The organism is Cytobacillus sp. QJM3NY_8 (assembly GCF_056173585.1).
Genome location: NZ_CM149681.1, coordinates 4,106,325 through 4,121,863 on the forward strand (window position 1 = coordinate 4,106,325; position 15,539 = coordinate 4,121,863).

The window sequence follows — 15,539 nt, forward strand, 5'->3', positions numbered from 1 at the left end:
AGGGATAAAGCAATGAAAATCGGTATAATTGGCACAGGTAACATGGGGAGAATACTGACCGAGGCTTTCCTCGATGGCGGAACCGTTTCCCCATCCTCCATGACAATTACCAATCGGACAGCGGCAAAAGCGATGGATATAAAGGAAACTCATCCGGATATTACAGTTGTAAATAACGCAAGAGAGGCCGCACATCGTTCTTCACTTATCTTCATTTGTGTAAAGCCTCATGATGTGTATAATGTCGTTCAGGATATTTTGCCGTCCCTGTCAAAAGATAAATGTGTAGTTTCAATAACCAGCCCTATTAGTGTAAAACAGCTTGAATCTATTCTGCCCTGTTCAGCAGCCAGGGCGATTCCAAGCATAACAAATCGGGCCTTATCGGGGGTTTCGCTTTTATCATTCAGTGAACAGTGCAGCGAGCATTGGAAAGGGATACTTCATAAGCTTTTTGAAAGCATCTCCACGCCTGTCTTTATCGAGGAAAATATTACACGGGTTTCTTCAGATATTGTCAGCTGCGGACCTGCCTTTTTCAGCTATTTGACACAGCGCTTCATCAACGCGGCAGTTGCAGAAACGGAGATTGATAAAGAAACAGCCACAAAGCTTGCAGGAGAGATGCTGATCGGACTTGGGGATTTACTGAAAAAGGGATTTTATACATTGCCGACATTACAGGAGAAGGTATGCGTCAAAGGAGGAATTACAGGAGAGGGAATTAAGATTCTTGAAAGCGAGCTTGGCACAGTATTTGAGCACTTATTCCAGGCAACACATTCCAAGTATGACGAAGATCTTATTGAGGTAAAGAAACAGTATTCTCTCCATTAGCTATTCGATGTTAATGGAAATAATCCTTCTTTTTTCTAAAAAAAAACAGCCGGATTGCTTCACAGTCCGGCTGTAATATATATTAGTTCCTTTTCTTTGCAATAAAAATGATTCGTTCAGCCTGACTGCCTGGAGGGCCCTCTTCAAAATCTGCTGAAATGTCTAGCAGTTCAAATCCGCATTCTCTAAGCCAATTTTCATATTGATCAATAGGATACGTACGCTGGAAGTGAAGTTCGTCATAGCGGTCATACTTTCCGGTTTCTTCTTCCAGGACAAAAAATGAAAGATCATGCTCCACAGAATTAGGATATTCACCCTGATAGCTGTGCCAGATATATGAAATTTCCTCATCATTTTCAGCAAATGTCTGGTTCATAAATATCTGCATGATTTTATAAATGGAGTGAACATCAAATATAAAAAGACCATCCCTTTTCAAATGGGCGCGGGCCCTCATGAAGGTGTCCTTCACCTCTGATTCCGTCTTCAGATAATTTAAAGAATCACAAAAAATGCCAATAATGTCAAATTCACTGAATCCTTCAAGTTCAGCCATGTTTTGCAGGTAAAAGGGGATTTGCAGACCGTTCTGTTCTGCCTTTGCCTGTGCAACAGCCAGCATATCCTCTGATAAGTCCACACCAGTAACATCATACCCCTGTTTACTTAGCCTTATAGAAAGCTGGCCTGTGCCGCAGGCAAGGTCCAGCAGTTTTTTTCCGGGCACATTAAATTCCGCATGCTTTTCATTGACCAATTTAATCCAGCTGTCATAAGGAACATCTTCCATCAGCCTGTCATAGAGATAAGCGAACTTTCCGTAGCTCATTGGTTAAGCATGCCCTGAACGTTCTCGACCGGTGCATCGCCCCAAAGTCTTTCCAGATTATAGTAGCTTCTTTCATCCTTATGGAAAATATGAGCAACTATATCACCCATATCGACTAGAATCCACCTTGCTTCATCAAAACCTTCCATCCTTTTAACAGCAAACCCGTGTTCTTCAGATTTTTCTTTCATTTCCCGAGCAATGGCCTGCACTTGTTTATCTGAGTTGCCGTGGCAAATTACAAAGTAGTCCGAAATCAGAGAAATGCCTTTCATATTAAGTACTGTTATATCTTCTGCCCGTTTATCGTCTGCTGCTTTAACTGCTGTCATCAGCAATGTATTTTCATTCATCTAATCAGTCCTCCTTATTCATTACAAGGTCATTATAAGTTTGAAAGGACGCTGGAAAAACCGGCTGCCCTTTTTTCATTAAAAACATGATGGTATTTTGGACGGCCTTGATTAAGGCTTTGTTCAGATTTGTCTCCGCTAAATCACGCACTTCACCAACACCTGGAAAGTGCCTTCCAGGTTCAATATAATCCGCAAGATATATGATCTTTTCAAGAAGCACCATTCCCGGCCTGCCGGAAGTATGGTACCTTATAGCATCCAAAACCTCTTTATCATTAATTCCTGCTTCCTTCTCCGTCAGAAAAGCACCGACGGGAGCATGCCAAAGTTCACTATTGTACTCCAAAAGCTCACTTGGCATTCCTTCCTTAATGATAATTTCCCTCATCTCTTCCTTAGGACGAAACTTAGCATAATCATGAAAAATAGCCGCCAGTTCCGCTTTCTTTGTATCAGCACCATATTTCGCTGCAAGGTTAATGGCTGTTTCCATCACTCCTACTGTATGAAGGTAGCGATGTTCAGTCAGCTGTTCCTTTACAATTGCAAGAGCCTGTTCACGATTCATATAAATGATTCTCCTTTATATAACTCCGTATAGCATCCGGTACCAGATAGCGAATAGTTCCGCCTTCCTTTACACGGCTTCTGATCATACTCGAGGATATCCCCATTTCAGGAATGTCAGCATAAAGAATCGGATACGGAGTCTGCAGATTGTAAGATGGCCGCCTCACTCCTATAAAAGTAATCAATTCAAGAAGTTTGTCAATGTTATGCCACTTGGGCAGATACTCAACCATGTCAGCTCCAATAATAAAATAAAATTGCTTTTGAGGATAGTTTTCCTTCAAAATCCTGATTGTATCGTAGGTAAATGAAGGACCATCGCGCTCCAGCTCAATCAATTGCAATTTAAAGCGGGGATGGCTCTGCAATGCCAGTTTCAGCATTTCTGTACGATCACCGCTGCTTACATTATCAGACCGCTTTTTATGGGGAGGTTCATGGTTCGGCATAAACCAGATTTCATCCAAACCATGAGAAGACATTACCTCATTCGCGATAATGAGATGGCCTAAATGAGGCGGATTAAAGGTCCCTCCAAGTATGCCTACCTTTTCCATTTACACTCCTCCATGCTTTCCAGTTTTATGCTGAAGAAATTTACGGCAAGTCGATTTGTTTGTTTTCTTTCGATTCTTTATATAAAACAATTATATTCCCGATGATTTGTACAACATCAGCCTTTGTACCTTTTGACAGCTGCTGCGCCACCGTATCCCTGTCTTCTTCACAGTTTTGAAGGACTGAAACCTTTAATAATTCACGGGCTTCCAGTGCTTCTCCAACTTGTTTAATCATATTTTCATTTACCCCGCCCTTTCCTACTTGGAAAATCGGGTTTAAATGGTGGGCTTTTGATCGTAAAAAACGTTTTTGCTTTCCTGTTAGCATGATAATCCTCCCAGCTGATTTAAAACTTTATGTCTCATTCTTTCAATGTCAGGTCCAATACCAGTCCACATCTCGAAAGCAAGTGCACCCTGATATACAAACATATCGATTCCATTCTGAATTCCCGCACCCTTTTCAGCAGCCTCAGTCAGAAGCTTTGTTTCAAGCGGGTTGTATATGATATCACTGACAAAGGCTCCAGGCTTAAGCTTATGTACTGAAAGCGGGCTTTGGCCAATTTCCGGATGCATCCCTATCGATGTAGTCTGAACTATTAGATCGTATGTCTCGAGGCTTCCCTCTGCGTCCGGTCTGCTCAGCACTCGCGCCGGGACACGGAAAGGGCAATCATTTATAATTTGTTCCGCCCTCTTTGGAGTCCGATTGCAAATATCCAGAAGCTCAGGACCTTCTTTGGCAATTGTAAAATAAATGGCTCTTGCAGCTCCGCCCGCCCCCACTATGAGCACTTTTTTGTCTTTAATTGATTGTTTTTGATTCAGCAGGCCTTTTACATACCCGCTCCCATCCGTATTATAGCCTATTAGCTTTCCGGTCTGATTGACTACTGTATTAACTGCTCCAATAGCCTCTGCCAGGGGATCCAGTTCATCTAAAAGAGGGATGATAGCCTCCTTATGCGGCACTGTAACATTAAATCCCGCAATGCCCATTGCCCTGAACCCTATAATAGCATCCGTCAGATTTTCCCTTGATATATGGAATGCCTGATAATGTGCATCAAGACTGTAAGCCCCAAATAGATCATTGTGCATAGCGGGGGACATTGAATGGGAAATCGGATCCCCAATCACCCCAAACAGCTTTTTCAAAATTCCTCACCCCTTTTGAAAAGCGTAAGCAGCTGCAGGTTCACAGCCTAAATTAAAGACTTCCTTATCATGGCATGGACACCTTTAGGAACATATGCAGCTACCTTGGCCCCGCCTTCATTTACTGTAATCCAGCCAAGCCCTGAAAATACTATATCTGTTTTTGGTTCTTTTATTGTGAATTCATGTTTCACAAGCTCCGGGAAGGTTTCCATTTGTTCTTCCCTTGGCGGTGTGAGCATCTCTCCCGCATGATTCCGATACAGCTCATCGGCCTTTTCAGTTTTGGTGCGGTGAATAGTTAGTTCATTGGAGAAATGGCAAACAAATGAACGTCGGCCCCCGGCAATGTAATCAAACCTTGCCAGTCCGCCAAAGAACAGGGTCTGCGCTTCATTCAGCTGGTAAACCTTAGGCTTTATTTCCTTTTTAGGTGTTATAACCTTTAAGTCCCTTTTATCTACATAATGGGCCATTTGATGATGGTTTATTATACCTGGCGTATCTACTAAAGCTTTTCCGTCAGATAAAGGTATTTCGATAATATCAAGGGTTGTGCCAGGAAAGTGGGAAGTTGTGATGACATCGCCCCCACCTGTTACTTCCTTTAATATACGATTGATGAATGTGGATTTACCTACATTTGTACACCCTACTACATACACGTCTTTTCCTTCCCGGTAATGGTCGATAGCTGCTGCAATCTCGTTAATGGAATACCCTTTCGCAGCACTTGCCAGATAGACTTCTTCCGGTTTCAGTCCCAACTGTTTTGATTCCTGCTTCATCCAGTTAATCAGCTTGTTTGTTTTCACCGACTTTGGAAGAAGGTCAACTTTGTTTCCTACAAGCAGGATTTTATTGTTGCCTACAAAACGGTGGAGCCCAGGAAGCCAGCTCCCGTTAAAATCAAAGATGTCCACAATCTTCACGATAAGTGCATCACTTTGTCCAATTTCATTCAGGATCTTAAGAAAATCATCATCCGTCAAGCTTACATCCTGAACTTCATTATAATGTTTCAGCCTAAAACAGCGCTGGCAAATAATCGTTTCCTTCTGCAGAGCTGAATGAGGAGCATAGCCCAGCTCATCAGGATTTTCTGTTTGAACTTTTACTCCACAGCCTATGCAAACAAATTGTTCTTCACTCACTTCTTAATCCTCCCACTGAATCATTCCCTTTTTTCTGAACCAATTTAATATTCGTCTTTCCACAAGCCGGTTAAATTTTGTAAAAAATCCGTCAGTCTGAGCGACAGGCACGACCAAAATAGTATGGAAGCCGCTTCTGTTTCCCCCCAGGACGTCAGTCAGCAATTGATCACCAATCACAACTGTTTCTTCTTTTCTCAGCCCCATCTCTGATAGAGCTCTTCGGAAGGCCCTGCCCATTGGCTTTCTTGCCTGGTAGATAAATGGAATATCGAGGGGGTGGGAAAAAGCCTTAACCCGATTTTCATTATTATTTGAGACAATGGTAACCTTGATGTTACTTTGCTTCATTTCTTCAAACCAGCTAATCAGCTTCGGTGTTGCATTTGGCCTGTCCCATTCGACTAGTGTATTATCCAGGTCCGTGATAATTCCTTTAACTCCTTTTTCCTGTAAACTGTGGGGAGTAATTTCAAATATACTTTTAACATGCTGATCAGGCAAAAAATGCTTTAACACTATATTTACACCTCAATCATAAATTCTTATGGTCCAACAATATTGTTTCTGAATCCTCAAATACCGCTCGGGCTTTAATAATAATTAGTTTCAGCAGTGTTTTCACTATTGAAAAACACCGATTTCATCATACCCAATTTCATCTTCTCTTTCAAAATAAAAACCGGAGGATACAATCCAGCTGTTCTATTTTATACGATTCCACAAAATGGGGAAAGACACTCAAAGCTCAGTAAATTTCCATGGAATAGATATTATTTATCCTTATAATAAAAATTTTTCGACAAAAAACAACTGCCCTTCAACCCTGTGGATAACTTTATGCACATAATCCAATATGATTTTTATACTTTTTCCCTTTTTATAAACAAAATAATCACAGGTTATCCACTGTTTCCTGTGGATAAGAGAACAGTTGTTCTAATCGTTTAATTTTGCTAGAGTAGGGGTACAACATAAAATCTTACATTATATGTATAAAATAATTCTTTTAGAACTGAAATATCAAGTGCCTGGAGGTGGGACAGGAATGCGTAAACTGTCAGATGATTTACTAATCGAATCATATTATAAAGCAAAGGAACTGCAGCTTAGCAAAGACTTCATTCGTTTAATCGAAACAGAAATCCACCGTCGCTCACTATCAAACAGAATAAAAGTTACTTCTTAAAAATGGACAAGCCCTTAATAGGGCTTTTTTTATTCTCCATATCCATTAAAAACTGAAATAAGCGGCCCAAACATTCACAATAGCGTCCCAATCCGCTCCCCTACTTTAATGTGAGCAGGAGTCCTGATTGACTTTTCAAGTTCGAATTTCCCTTGCTCAAACAGGAGAATGACAGTAGAGCCAAACGTAAAATAGGCCATTTCCTTTCCTTTTTCAAGCTGATCCCCTTCATGTATAAGTTCAATGGAATTTACAAACATAGCGCCAACCTTCACAATCGCGATTGCTGCATCTCCATGCCTCACCTCAGTTATGCTCCGATAATTTTTGGAAAGTGTATCTCTACCATATTTTAATCCCCATTTGTTGACCGGATAAGACTTCAGCCCAAGAATCCATTGATCTGCTACTTTTCCAGTGACCGGGCTGTGTATCCTATGATAGTGGCTCGGACTTAAATAAAAGATCATATAAGTGCCGCCTGCATATTTTCCTGCTTTATCTTCACCCAGCATCTCAGAGATGGAATATTTTTTTCCTTTTACTGTAATAACACGGTCCTTCCGGATACTACCAACATCTTCGATAACAGCATCTACAGGACTGACTGCCGAGTTAGGGCTCAGATCTGTAACTCTTGCACCTTCTTTAAGCCTTCTAATGAAAAATTCATGCAGTGTTGGATATTCATTCAGGCTTTTTTCCATTTCACTTTCATTTATATTATAAACCCTTGAAAATGACGGAATGACCCGCCTGCTCAAATTTGATTTTGCAAATTTCTGCAGTATCCCGGATGTCCATCTTCCATTTGTCAATTCAATCAGCAGGCGATATACAGGTTTTAACAAACGACATGCCCCCTAAAAAAATATGTTCTTTACGAACAGGCATAAAAAGCATAGAATAAAATATTATTATATAACATATAAAACTAAGTTTGCCATAGACTTCCTCAGATTTGACACTTTTTTTATTTTTGGCTTTCTTGAAATACTGTGGATTGCTTCTTTTTATCCTTCCAGATTTTTCCCAATTAACGTACACTTTAACACATTGCCCATAAGAAAAAACTTCTTATAGTCTGCAGGCTGTGATTCCCAGGTGCAAGGAGTGTTTGACATGTTTTTACAGGATGTTCTTGATTTAACCATCAAGAAGCTAAAGGCACAGACAGCCAATATCTTAACTCTGTCTAACCTGTTCTTAGGGTGCTTTGCTATTTTATTTTCTATTAATGATAATTTGAAATTGAGTATGCTGCTGATCTTTATCGCAGCTCTTGCTGACCGTTTTGATGGGATGGCAGCGAGAAAAATGAATATTGAATCGGATCTAGGAAAGCAGCTGGATTCCATGAGTGATATTATTTCTTTTGGAGTTGCTCCTGCACTGCTCCTATACATGGGAGTCCTTTATGATTTTGGGGCACCAGGAGCTTTCTTAACTGCTCTATATATCGGCTGTGGAGCTTTGCGGCTAGCCCGTTTTAACATCAGTGACAATAATGGCTATTTTACAGGCTTGCCGATAACGGCTGCCGGCTGCCTGGCCACTTTATGCTTTCTGGCAATTCCATATTGGCCTTCACCTTTATTTCTCTTTATAATGCTGACACTTTCCATTCTAATGATAAGCCCTTTCAGACTGAAAAAAATGTAAAAAAGCCGTGCTCATAATAAGAGCGCGGCTTCTGCTTTTATTAATTTTCTGTTAATGCCAGGAATTCTTCCACATCGTCCATGCATAATTGAACGGCACTTTCCCAGAACTCAGGTTTTGTTAAATCTGCATATAAATGCTTCATAGCTAAATCTTCGACTGTCATCGATGCAGTATCCTTTAATAATGCTATATATTTTTCTTCATACCCTTTTCCTTCTTTAAGAGCCTGTGCATAGATTCCCAGCGAGAACAAATATCCAAAAGTATATGGGAAATTATAAAATGGCACGCCAGTAATAAAGAAATGGAGCTTTGAAGCCCAGAAAGATGGATGATACTCATCAAGTGCGTTTCCATAAGCTTCTTTTTGGGCATCCGTCATGATTTCATTCAGACGGTCCGCACTTACAACTCCTCGTTTTCTTTCTTCATAGAATCGTGTTTCAAACAGGAATCGTGCATGGATATTCATTAGCAGCGCAACAGACCTTTGCACTTTATCTTCTAAAAGCGCCAGTTTCTCTTCCTCTGATCCAGCATTTTTCACTGCTGCATCAGAGACAATCATTTCTGCGAAAGTAGAAGCTGTCTCAGCAACATTCATGGCATAATTTCGATTCAGCAAATGAAGGTCCCTCATTGCATATGTATGAAATCCATGCCCCAGTTCATGTGCCAGGGTTGAAACATTGGATGGTGTCCCTGAGTATGTCATAAAGATCCTTGATTGACTGCTTTCAGGGAAGTAAGTATGGAAACCGCCTGGCGCCTTTCCTGGACGATCCTCTGCTTCAATCCATTTTTCTTCAAACGCTTTTTTAGAAAAGGCTGTCATTTCTTCTCCAAAGTGAGCAAACTGCTCAAGAATAAAATCTGCACCCTGCTGATAAGTTAATTTTGTTTCTGACTTGGAGAGCGGGGCATCCAGGTCATACCAGCTTAATTTCTCTAAGCCTAAAAGCTTTGCTTTTCTCTCCAAATATTTAATAAGAGGTGCTTTATTTCTTGAAATGACATTCCACATGGTATCCAGGGTTTCTTTTTTCATTCTGTTTAAGTCCAGAGGTTCTTTGAGGAAGTCGCTCCAGCCTCTTAGTTTATATATATTTAATCTAAAACCGGCTAAATGATTTAAGGTTTTAGATAAATAATCAGACTGGCTGTTCCATGATTTTTCCCAATTATCAAAAACTTCCTTGCGCAATTTTCTGTCAGGACTTGAAAACTTATTAGCAGCCTGTCCAACTGAAAGCTGCTTTATCTCGCCCTTTTCAGTGTAAGGAATTTTTATATTTCCTACTATTACGTCATACATCTGTCCCCATCCGTGGTAACCATCAACTGCAAGGGCATTAATGACCGTTTCTTCCTCTTGCGAAAGTTTTTCTGAGGCATTTTCGCGGCGTTCGTTTAATACAAATGAAAGCTCAATTAAATCCTTATCATTTATAATTTGCTCCCATGAACTTTGATCTAAACTTGCAAGCTTCTGATCAAATGCCGTTAAAGCGTTTTGAAAAGCTGCACTAAGTTCCGTAGTTGTCCCTCTAAGATCTTTCGCTTTCTTATCCTCGGTATTTTGGGCCTGAAGACAGCTCACAAAAGCACCAGCCTGACGCACTTTTCTTGCCGTCTGCTGGAAAAGCTCAATGATTTCACTTATTGCAGCTGAATCTGCAGCTGAATTAGCAGGCTCCCAGTTATGTATTTGATTAAAAAATGAATCAATATGCTTTCTTGTTTCCAGTAAATGCTGATCAAATTCTGCTGAGTCGCTTCCACCCTTAAAAAAGACATCCAAATCCCAAACTGACGAATAGGCTGTTACAGTCATATGATCCCCCCATAAAAAATTTCGATTACAGAAATATTATACCGCGATTTTTCCGAAATTTCTATAAAATATTCTATATAAAAGAAGCCCATACCCTTGGTATGAGCCAACTTCTGGTTATATCTCTACCTGAAATAGCCGCCGCCATAGTATGCAAATCCTCCAAAAACAAGCAGCAGGATCAGCAGTACAACTACGAGGGCCAGCCAGAATCCTCCGCCTCCATAATAACCGCATGGATAAGGAGGGGGAACGGGATAACCGCCATAACCATAAGGCATAACCTTTACCTCCCTTCGCCTTCTATTACTAAGATATGTAATTTATGGACCAGCGATTAGGCTTTTACACTAAAATCCCGGTGAAAATCGGTATGTTCCCAGCACCTCTCTTAGAATGGTTCATAGGATATACTAGAAGGAATTTTATGGGAGGAGTGTTAAATGAAAATTATCTCAATCTGTAAAAAATGCAAAGGTACAGGCAATATTACAGCATATAAATTCATAAAGAAAACCTGCCCTGTCTGCAAAGGATCCGGCAAAGTAACTAAGCACCTTTCCGATTTTAAAAAAGAGGAACGGAATAAGTTTTTTCTTCACTCTTTATAGGGAGCTATTTATCTGAACCCTTCCATAGGCAAGGGTTTTTTATTTTACGCTGAAATACTATATAATGACATCGATAATCATAATATCCGTTAAACTGATATGAATTGGAGTGAAATCAATGAAACAAGGCAGAATGATTTTGGCAGTTCTCCTGTTATTGTTCGCAGCTGGCTGTTCTGCTGAGAAAGAGCAAAGTAAAAAAACTGCTGATGAACCATCAAGTAAAACTTCAGATGAGGCTGACTATACTATTATTGAGGCATCAGCTCAGCAAATCGAGCATATTCAAGGAATTGGATACCCGGGAAATGATACTGCACTCTACCTATCGTCCAGCGATGGCTTAAAGTTTTATAAAGATGGCACTTGGCATGAGGCCACTTCCCTTAACCATGACTACATGGGTTTTCAGGCAGTCAAAGATGGATTTATTGTCAGCGGCCAGCCTGATAAGAACTCCGTCATAAAAAACCCTCTTGGTATTGTGAAAAGCACTGATAAAGGAGCTTCTTTTAAAGACCTGGCTTTTAGCGGAACAAGTTCCTTTCCTTTTTTAGCTGCCGGCTATGATACAAATATAATCTACATGATCAACCAGGAAAAAAGCGAAGAGCTTGAGGCAGGTGTTTACCGCTCTCAGGACGCAGGCAAAACATGGGAGCCAGTCAGCTTAAATGGGCTTGAGGGTGACACACTTGGTATGATCGCGGCACATCCAACTGATCCGGAAATCATGGCTATGTCCACAAGAAGCGGCATCTTCTTCTCAGAGGATAGAGGTGAAAATGTAAAATTAGTATCTGATCCAATCATGGCTACAGCACTCACCTTCACGGAAAATAGCTTGTACTATGCGTATGCAGATCAGGAAAAGGTGCAAATGAGTAAAATCGATCTTGAAACGATGGAAAACTCACATATTAAAATCCCTTTTCTCAGCTATGACAACCCTATTACATACATTGCTGCCGATAATAAATCTAGCGGAACACTTGCAGTTTCAACGTATCTCAAAGATTTATATGAATCAGCAGACAGCGGTGAAAATTGGCAGCTTTTGTTAAAAAACGGAAGAATAGAATAACCAAAACGAAAGCTACTTGTTCATAGGAACTTCAACTAAAACCGCCACGTTCAATGGCGAACGCTGCAGTCTGTACATCCTGTGCAAGTCCAACAGGCATAAGACTTCACGCAGGAAACCTCCCAAAGCAAGCTGTGGTCGGGCGAAGCATCTCTGCCGAAGCGTTCCTTGCCTGATTTCTGGAGTGATTTGGCTTATGACCCGGGCGCTGGAGCTGGATGCAGACAACATTTCGCGGATTTATTCACAACGCTCCATTTTATAGTTCCTATACAAAAACCAAAGGGACAGTTGAACTGTCCCTTTAGCTGTTATTTTTCCTTTTTTCTTTTTCCGCCCGATAAAACTCATGAAACATTTTCATCAGTGCCCTCTTTTCAATACGGGAGACGTAACTTCTAGAGATGCCAAGCTCTTTGGCAATTTCTCTTTGTGTTTTTTCTTTTTGCAGGTCAAGCCCGAACCTACCCACAATTACTTCTTTTTCCCTGTCATCTAAAACATCAATATACTCCTTCACTTTTTCCAGCTCCATATTTAACTGTATGGTATTAATAACATCCTCAGATTCCGACTTAAGAACGTCAATAAGGGATATTTCGTTTCCTTCTTTGTCCTGCCCGATGGGATCATGAAGGGATACATCTTTCTTCGTCTTCTTCAATGCCCGCAAGTGCATCAGTATCTCATTTTCAATACAGCGGGCTGCATAGGTGGCAAGTTTTGTGCCTTTACCTTCTGAATAGCTCTCAATGGCCTTTATCAGTCCGATTGTCCCTATTGATATCAGATCTTCAGAATCCTCGCCTGTGTTTTCGAATTTCTTTACAATATGGGCGACCAGCCTTAGATTATGTTCAATAAGCATATTACGGGCATGTGCATCGCCTGCAGCCATCAATCGCAGGTATTTCTTTTCATCTGCAGGAGACAGCGGTTGAGGAAATGCATTATTTTTTACATAAGATACAAGAAACACAATCTCCTTAACCAAAAACCCGAGTGCAGTTAAAATACCGGACATCGTTCCACCCCCGCTTTGAATGCGTTCAAAAACGTCTATAACTAATTCCTATGTATGGATGGAGTTGTTTTTGTCTGTCCAATCGAGATATTTTCTTCAGAAAATATTTTATTCTTCATTTTCTCTGCAATTAGACAAGCTATCCGTCACAGTAATAGGATATAATCATTCATGTAATAAATAATTATGGCTGGTATTCCCAATACATAGCTTTGGAAGAAAGAGGTCTTGATATTTGAATGCCCAGAGAATCATTTTAGCTCTCGTTTTTTTTATTGTTCTGCTTGACAGCCTAGCCAAATTTATTTTCGAAGGTTTTTCTTTAAAGACCTTGCTGATATTGCTTGGAGTTTCTGGAATCGTATTATTTCTCTGGATTTTCCCAAACAAAAAGGACTGACTTTTCAATCCCAAAGTCAGTCCTTTTTCTTTTATTCCAAGTTACTCGGCTACGCTCACCTCAGCCGATATGATGCAGCCGATAGTGCCGCATACAACCAATCCCATTACGATCCAAAACATCTTTCACACCCCTATTAAATTCCTTATTTTCTTTAATGTAACATGGTTTCTGCTTCAGAAAAGGAGAGGAATATGAACATTCTGTTAATCCGGATCAAGTGGATCAGTTCCTTTTTTTACGGAATTTCAGGGTTAAAATTAAAATATGCAAAGACATGCACCATACCTCCTAACCGGTTACAGCTTTGTTAGGTGGAATCTTTCTCCACCCAGAAAATTGCCTGACGTCCTTGTAAAATGTAAAACATTTAGCAAACCACCTTTCCTAATTTTTTATACTTAAATTAAAATGGACGGTAAATAGAGAATTGACGATCTCGGTTTTGATCGATAATTTTTTTAGCCAATTGTTCGCGTACAACATCTTCTGCTGATAATTGACGTTTTTTTATTGTGACTGTCAAAAATAATATATTTAGTGTCATTAGATATTCCACCTCCTTATTCATATCCAGCCTGAAGGCACAAAAAAGCCGCAAAGAGATACACTCCCAGCGGCCTGGCCATAAGGCATAAAAAACCGCAGGGCACAATTCTCCCTGCGGCATGGATATGTAATGTCAATTAAGCAAATCTAAGCGATCCATTCCATGTAGGTCGAATTTGTAAAATATTTATTTAGCTGTGCTTCTAATACAATTGCTTTTAACATCATTTCATTCGACCTCCTTTTTAGAATATTTTCACTTATATTGGTAATTATATCCACAGTTATATGGTTTGTAAACCTTTTTTGATTATTTTTATTAATTTTTTTATTAAATAAAAAAAACGCCCGGAAATCCGGACGTTCATTTTATTTATTTCCTCATTAGGTATTCCTGTCCTTCATCCGTTTCATTCAATTTACTTCGGTAACGTTTTGAAAGGATAAAGAAAAGGATTGAGCCAAACAGGAAAGCTGAGGAAGATCCAGCCATTATATATAAATCAGAAACTGTGTTTGCAGTGTCAGGGATAATCAAACCAATGTAAAAAAATGATCCGACAGCAAGCATAGAAATTGCAAAACGCTTGAAATCCACCATTTTTTCAAATAAATGCTTTGCTTCATTTTTCATTTATTATCACCTTCTATGGAATAGATCTTATAAAAGACTATAATCCTACTTTAACATATATGGCAGTTGTGAAGGTGATGTAAATATTGTAAGCGAGGGAAAAACATCTAAATTAGAAAAGCAGAAGGCGCCTGAAGCTAGACAGTTATCGAAGTGCAAACATATAGGTGCTGATATTACGAAAAGACGGCTTCCCATGATGAAAAGCCGCCAAAACGCCGTTATCCTTTATTATTGCTTTAGAGAATCGACAATCTTCATTACCAGCGTAGCGGAATGAAGTGCCGCCTTCTCCAAAAATTGCTCAAATGAAACATCGGATTCTTTTCCAGCAATATCAGAAAGTGCACGAATGACAACAAAAGGAATCTGAAATTGATGGGCAACCTGTGCCACCGCCGCTGCTTCCATTTCTACTGCCTGCAAGTCTGTAAATTTATCACGGATATAGTCAACTCTTGCAGGATCATTCATGAAGGAATCACCTGTTGCAATTAACCCTCTGACAACCTGGATATCCCCGATTTCCTTTGCACACGCTTCAGCGATCTGCACCAGATTGCTGTCTGCTTCAAAAGCAGGCGGCAATTGGGGCACCTGGCCATATTCGTAGCCAAAAGCAGTAACGTCTACATCATGATGCCTAACTTCCGTGGAGATTACCGTATCTCCCACATTCAGTTCAGGATTAAAGCCTCCAGCAGAACCGGTATTAATTACATAATCCGGCTTATATCTCTCCAAAAGAATAGCTGTGGACATGGCTGCGTTTACTTTGCCTATGCCTGAACGGAGAAGCACCACTTCCGCGCCATTCATTTTCCCTGCTGTATACTCGCACCCGGCGATCGTTTCCTGGCTCTTTTCTTCTATTTTATCTCTAAGTAATGTTACTTCCTCTTCCATTGCTCCAATAATAGCTATTTTCATAAATAAAACCTCTTTCTCATTTTTCTAAGCTTTTGATTGCATTCATCAGTAATAGAATGCCCATATGCAATATCCAAAGTCTATTCTACCATCATAGACGGGATGTTTGCCATATTCGATAATCTATCCATACAGCCACCTATCCAGAA

19 protein-coding genes are annotated in these 15,539 nt (G+C 40.1%); 4 read left to right on the forward strand and 15 right to left on the reverse strand.

All coding sequences use genetic code 11. From position 1 onward, the window contains the following. Positions 1-12 precede the first annotated feature (12 nt). Positions 13-837, forward strand: coding sequence for a late competence protein ComER (gene comER / locus AC0VZ9_RS21160; RefSeq protein ID WP_475396698.1), 825 nt, complete (start codon positions 13-15; stop codon positions 835-837). Positions 838-919: 82 nt separating this feature from the next. On the opposite strand, the gene AC0VZ9_RS21165 is transcribed toward comER, so the two are convergent. From AC0VZ9_RS21165 to AC0VZ9_RS21200, 8 genes are read right to left on the reverse strand one after another with little or no spacing between them, the layout of a single operon-like run. After that, on the reverse strand, positions 920-1,669 hold the full coding sequence (locus AC0VZ9_RS21165) for a class I SAM-dependent DNA methyltransferase (RefSeq protein ID WP_019382875.1): 750 nt from the start codon (positions 1,667-1,669) through the stop codon (positions 920-922). Then, positions 1,666-2,022 carry a ribosome silencing factor gene (gene rsfS / locus AC0VZ9_RS21170; RefSeq protein WP_009333033.1) on the reverse strand — a complete coding sequence of 119 codons (357 nt, stop codon included), beginning with the start codon at positions 2,020-2,022 and terminating at the stop codon, positions 1,666-1,668. Before rsfS ends, AC0VZ9_RS21165 begins: the two co-directional genes overlap by 4 nt. A gap of 4 nt (positions 2,023-2,026) precedes the next feature. After that, the gene (gene yqeK, locus AC0VZ9_RS21175; protein ID WP_009333034.1) at positions 2,027-2,593 is read right to left on the reverse strand and encodes a bis(5'-nucleosyl)-tetraphosphatase (symmetrical) YqeK; all 567 of its coding nucleotides are present in this window, start codon (positions 2,591-2,593) and stop codon (positions 2,027-2,029) included. Further along, positions 2,583-3,152 carry a nicotinate-nucleotide adenylyltransferase gene (locus AC0VZ9_RS21180; RefSeq protein WP_019382876.1) on the reverse strand — a complete coding sequence of 190 codons (570 nt, stop codon included), beginning with the start codon at positions 3,150-3,152 and terminating at the stop codon, positions 2,583-2,585. The genes yqeK and AC0VZ9_RS21180 overlap by 11 nt, the downstream gene beginning before the upstream one ends. Positions 3,153-3,192: 40 nt before the next feature. Next, on the reverse strand, positions 3,193-3,483 hold the full coding sequence (yhbY, locus tag AC0VZ9_RS21185) for a ribosome assembly RNA-binding protein YhbY (RefSeq protein ID WP_009333037.1): 291 nt from the start codon (positions 3,481-3,483) through the stop codon (positions 3,193-3,195). After that, positions 3,477-4,316, reverse strand: a complete 840-nt coding sequence (gene aroE / locus AC0VZ9_RS21190; RefSeq protein WP_019382878.1) for a shikimate dehydrogenase — start codon at positions 4,314-4,316, stop codon at positions 3,477-3,479. The genes yhbY and aroE overlap by 7 nt, the downstream gene beginning before the upstream one ends. A gap of 47 nt (positions 4,317-4,363) precedes the next feature. Next, positions 4,364-5,470 carry a ribosome biogenesis GTPase YqeH gene (yqeH, locus tag AC0VZ9_RS21195; protein ID WP_475396699.1) on the reverse strand — a complete coding sequence of 369 codons (1,107 nt, stop codon included), beginning with the start codon at positions 5,468-5,470 and terminating at the stop codon, positions 4,364-4,366. 3 nt (positions 5,471-5,473) lie between these two features. Next, positions 5,474-5,989, reverse strand: coding sequence for a YqeG family HAD IIIA-type phosphatase (locus AC0VZ9_RS21200; protein WP_009333040.1), 516 nt, complete (start codon positions 5,987-5,989; stop codon positions 5,474-5,476). 529 nt (positions 5,990-6,518) lie between these two features. Between AC0VZ9_RS21200 and AC0VZ9_RS21205 the strand changes: the two genes are divergently transcribed. Further along, positions 6,519-6,659 (forward strand): sporulation histidine kinase inhibitor Sda, encoded by a 141-nt coding sequence (locus tag AC0VZ9_RS21205; protein ID WP_009333041.1) that lies wholly within the window; start codon positions 6,519-6,521, stop codon positions 6,657-6,659. A 74-nt stretch (positions 6,660-6,733) separates the two neighbouring features. On the opposite strand, the gene AC0VZ9_RS21210 is transcribed toward AC0VZ9_RS21205, so the two are convergent. Then, on the reverse strand, positions 6,734-7,510 hold the full coding sequence (locus tag AC0VZ9_RS21210; RefSeq protein WP_475396700.1) for a phosphatidylserine decarboxylase: 777 nt from the start codon (positions 7,508-7,510) through the stop codon (positions 6,734-6,736). 271 nt (positions 7,511-7,781) lie between these two features. On the opposite strand from AC0VZ9_RS21210, the gene pssA reads away from it, so the two are divergent. Then, entirely contained in the window at positions 7,782-8,321 is a 540-nt protein-coding gene (gene pssA / locus AC0VZ9_RS21215; RefSeq protein ID WP_019382881.1) for a CDP-diacylglycerol--serine O-phosphatidyltransferase, read from the forward strand. A 40-nt stretch (positions 8,322-8,361) separates the two neighbouring features. On the opposite strand, the gene AC0VZ9_RS21220 is transcribed toward pssA, so the two are convergent. Together AC0VZ9_RS21220 and AC0VZ9_RS21225 are read right to left on the reverse strand one after the other, a co-directional pair. Further along, on the reverse strand, positions 8,362-10,158 hold the full coding sequence (locus AC0VZ9_RS21220) for a M3 family oligoendopeptidase (protein ID WP_475396701.1): 1,797 nt from the start codon (positions 10,156-10,158) through the stop codon (positions 8,362-8,364). A gap of 125 nt (positions 10,159-10,283) precedes the next feature. Then, positions 10,284-10,439, reverse strand: coding sequence for a hypothetical protein (locus AC0VZ9_RS21225; protein WP_009333045.1), 156 nt, complete (start codon positions 10,437-10,439; stop codon positions 10,284-10,286). Between the two features lie 448 nt (positions 10,440-10,887). On the opposite strand from AC0VZ9_RS21225, the gene AC0VZ9_RS21230 reads away from it, so the two are divergent. After that, a complete protein-coding gene (locus tag AC0VZ9_RS21230) occupies positions 10,888-11,853 on the forward strand; it encodes a F510_1955 family glycosylhydrolase (RefSeq protein WP_251175130.1) in 966 nt (321 codons plus the stop codon). A 304-nt stretch (positions 11,854-12,157) separates the two neighbouring features. Here the strand turns inward: AC0VZ9_RS21230 and sigK are convergent, their stop codons facing one another. From sigK to mtnN, 4 genes are all read right to left on the reverse strand, one after another. Further along, on the reverse strand, positions 12,158-12,877 hold the full coding sequence (sigK, locus tag AC0VZ9_RS21235) for an RNA polymerase sporulation sigma factor SigK (RefSeq protein ID WP_009333047.1): 720 nt from the start codon (positions 12,875-12,877) through the stop codon (positions 12,158-12,160). Between the two features lie 806 nt (positions 12,878-13,683). Further along, the gene (locus AC0VZ9_RS21240; RefSeq protein ID WP_019382886.1) at positions 13,684-13,824 is read right to left on the reverse strand and encodes a YrzI family small protein; all 141 of its coding nucleotides are present in this window, start codon (positions 13,822-13,824) and stop codon (positions 13,684-13,686) included. Positions 13,825-14,199: 375 nt separating this feature from the next. Continuing rightward, positions 14,200-14,460, reverse strand: coding sequence for a YrhC family protein (locus AC0VZ9_RS21245; protein WP_475396702.1), 261 nt, complete (start codon positions 14,458-14,460; stop codon positions 14,200-14,202). A gap of 231 nt (positions 14,461-14,691) precedes the next feature. Then, the gene (gene mtnN, locus AC0VZ9_RS21250; RefSeq protein WP_009333049.1) at positions 14,692-15,390 is read right to left on the reverse strand and encodes a 5'-methylthioadenosine/S-adenosylhomocysteine nucleosidase; all 699 of its coding nucleotides are present in this window, start codon (positions 15,388-15,390) and stop codon (positions 14,692-14,694) included. Between the last annotated feature and the right edge of the window lie 149 nt (positions 15,391-15,539).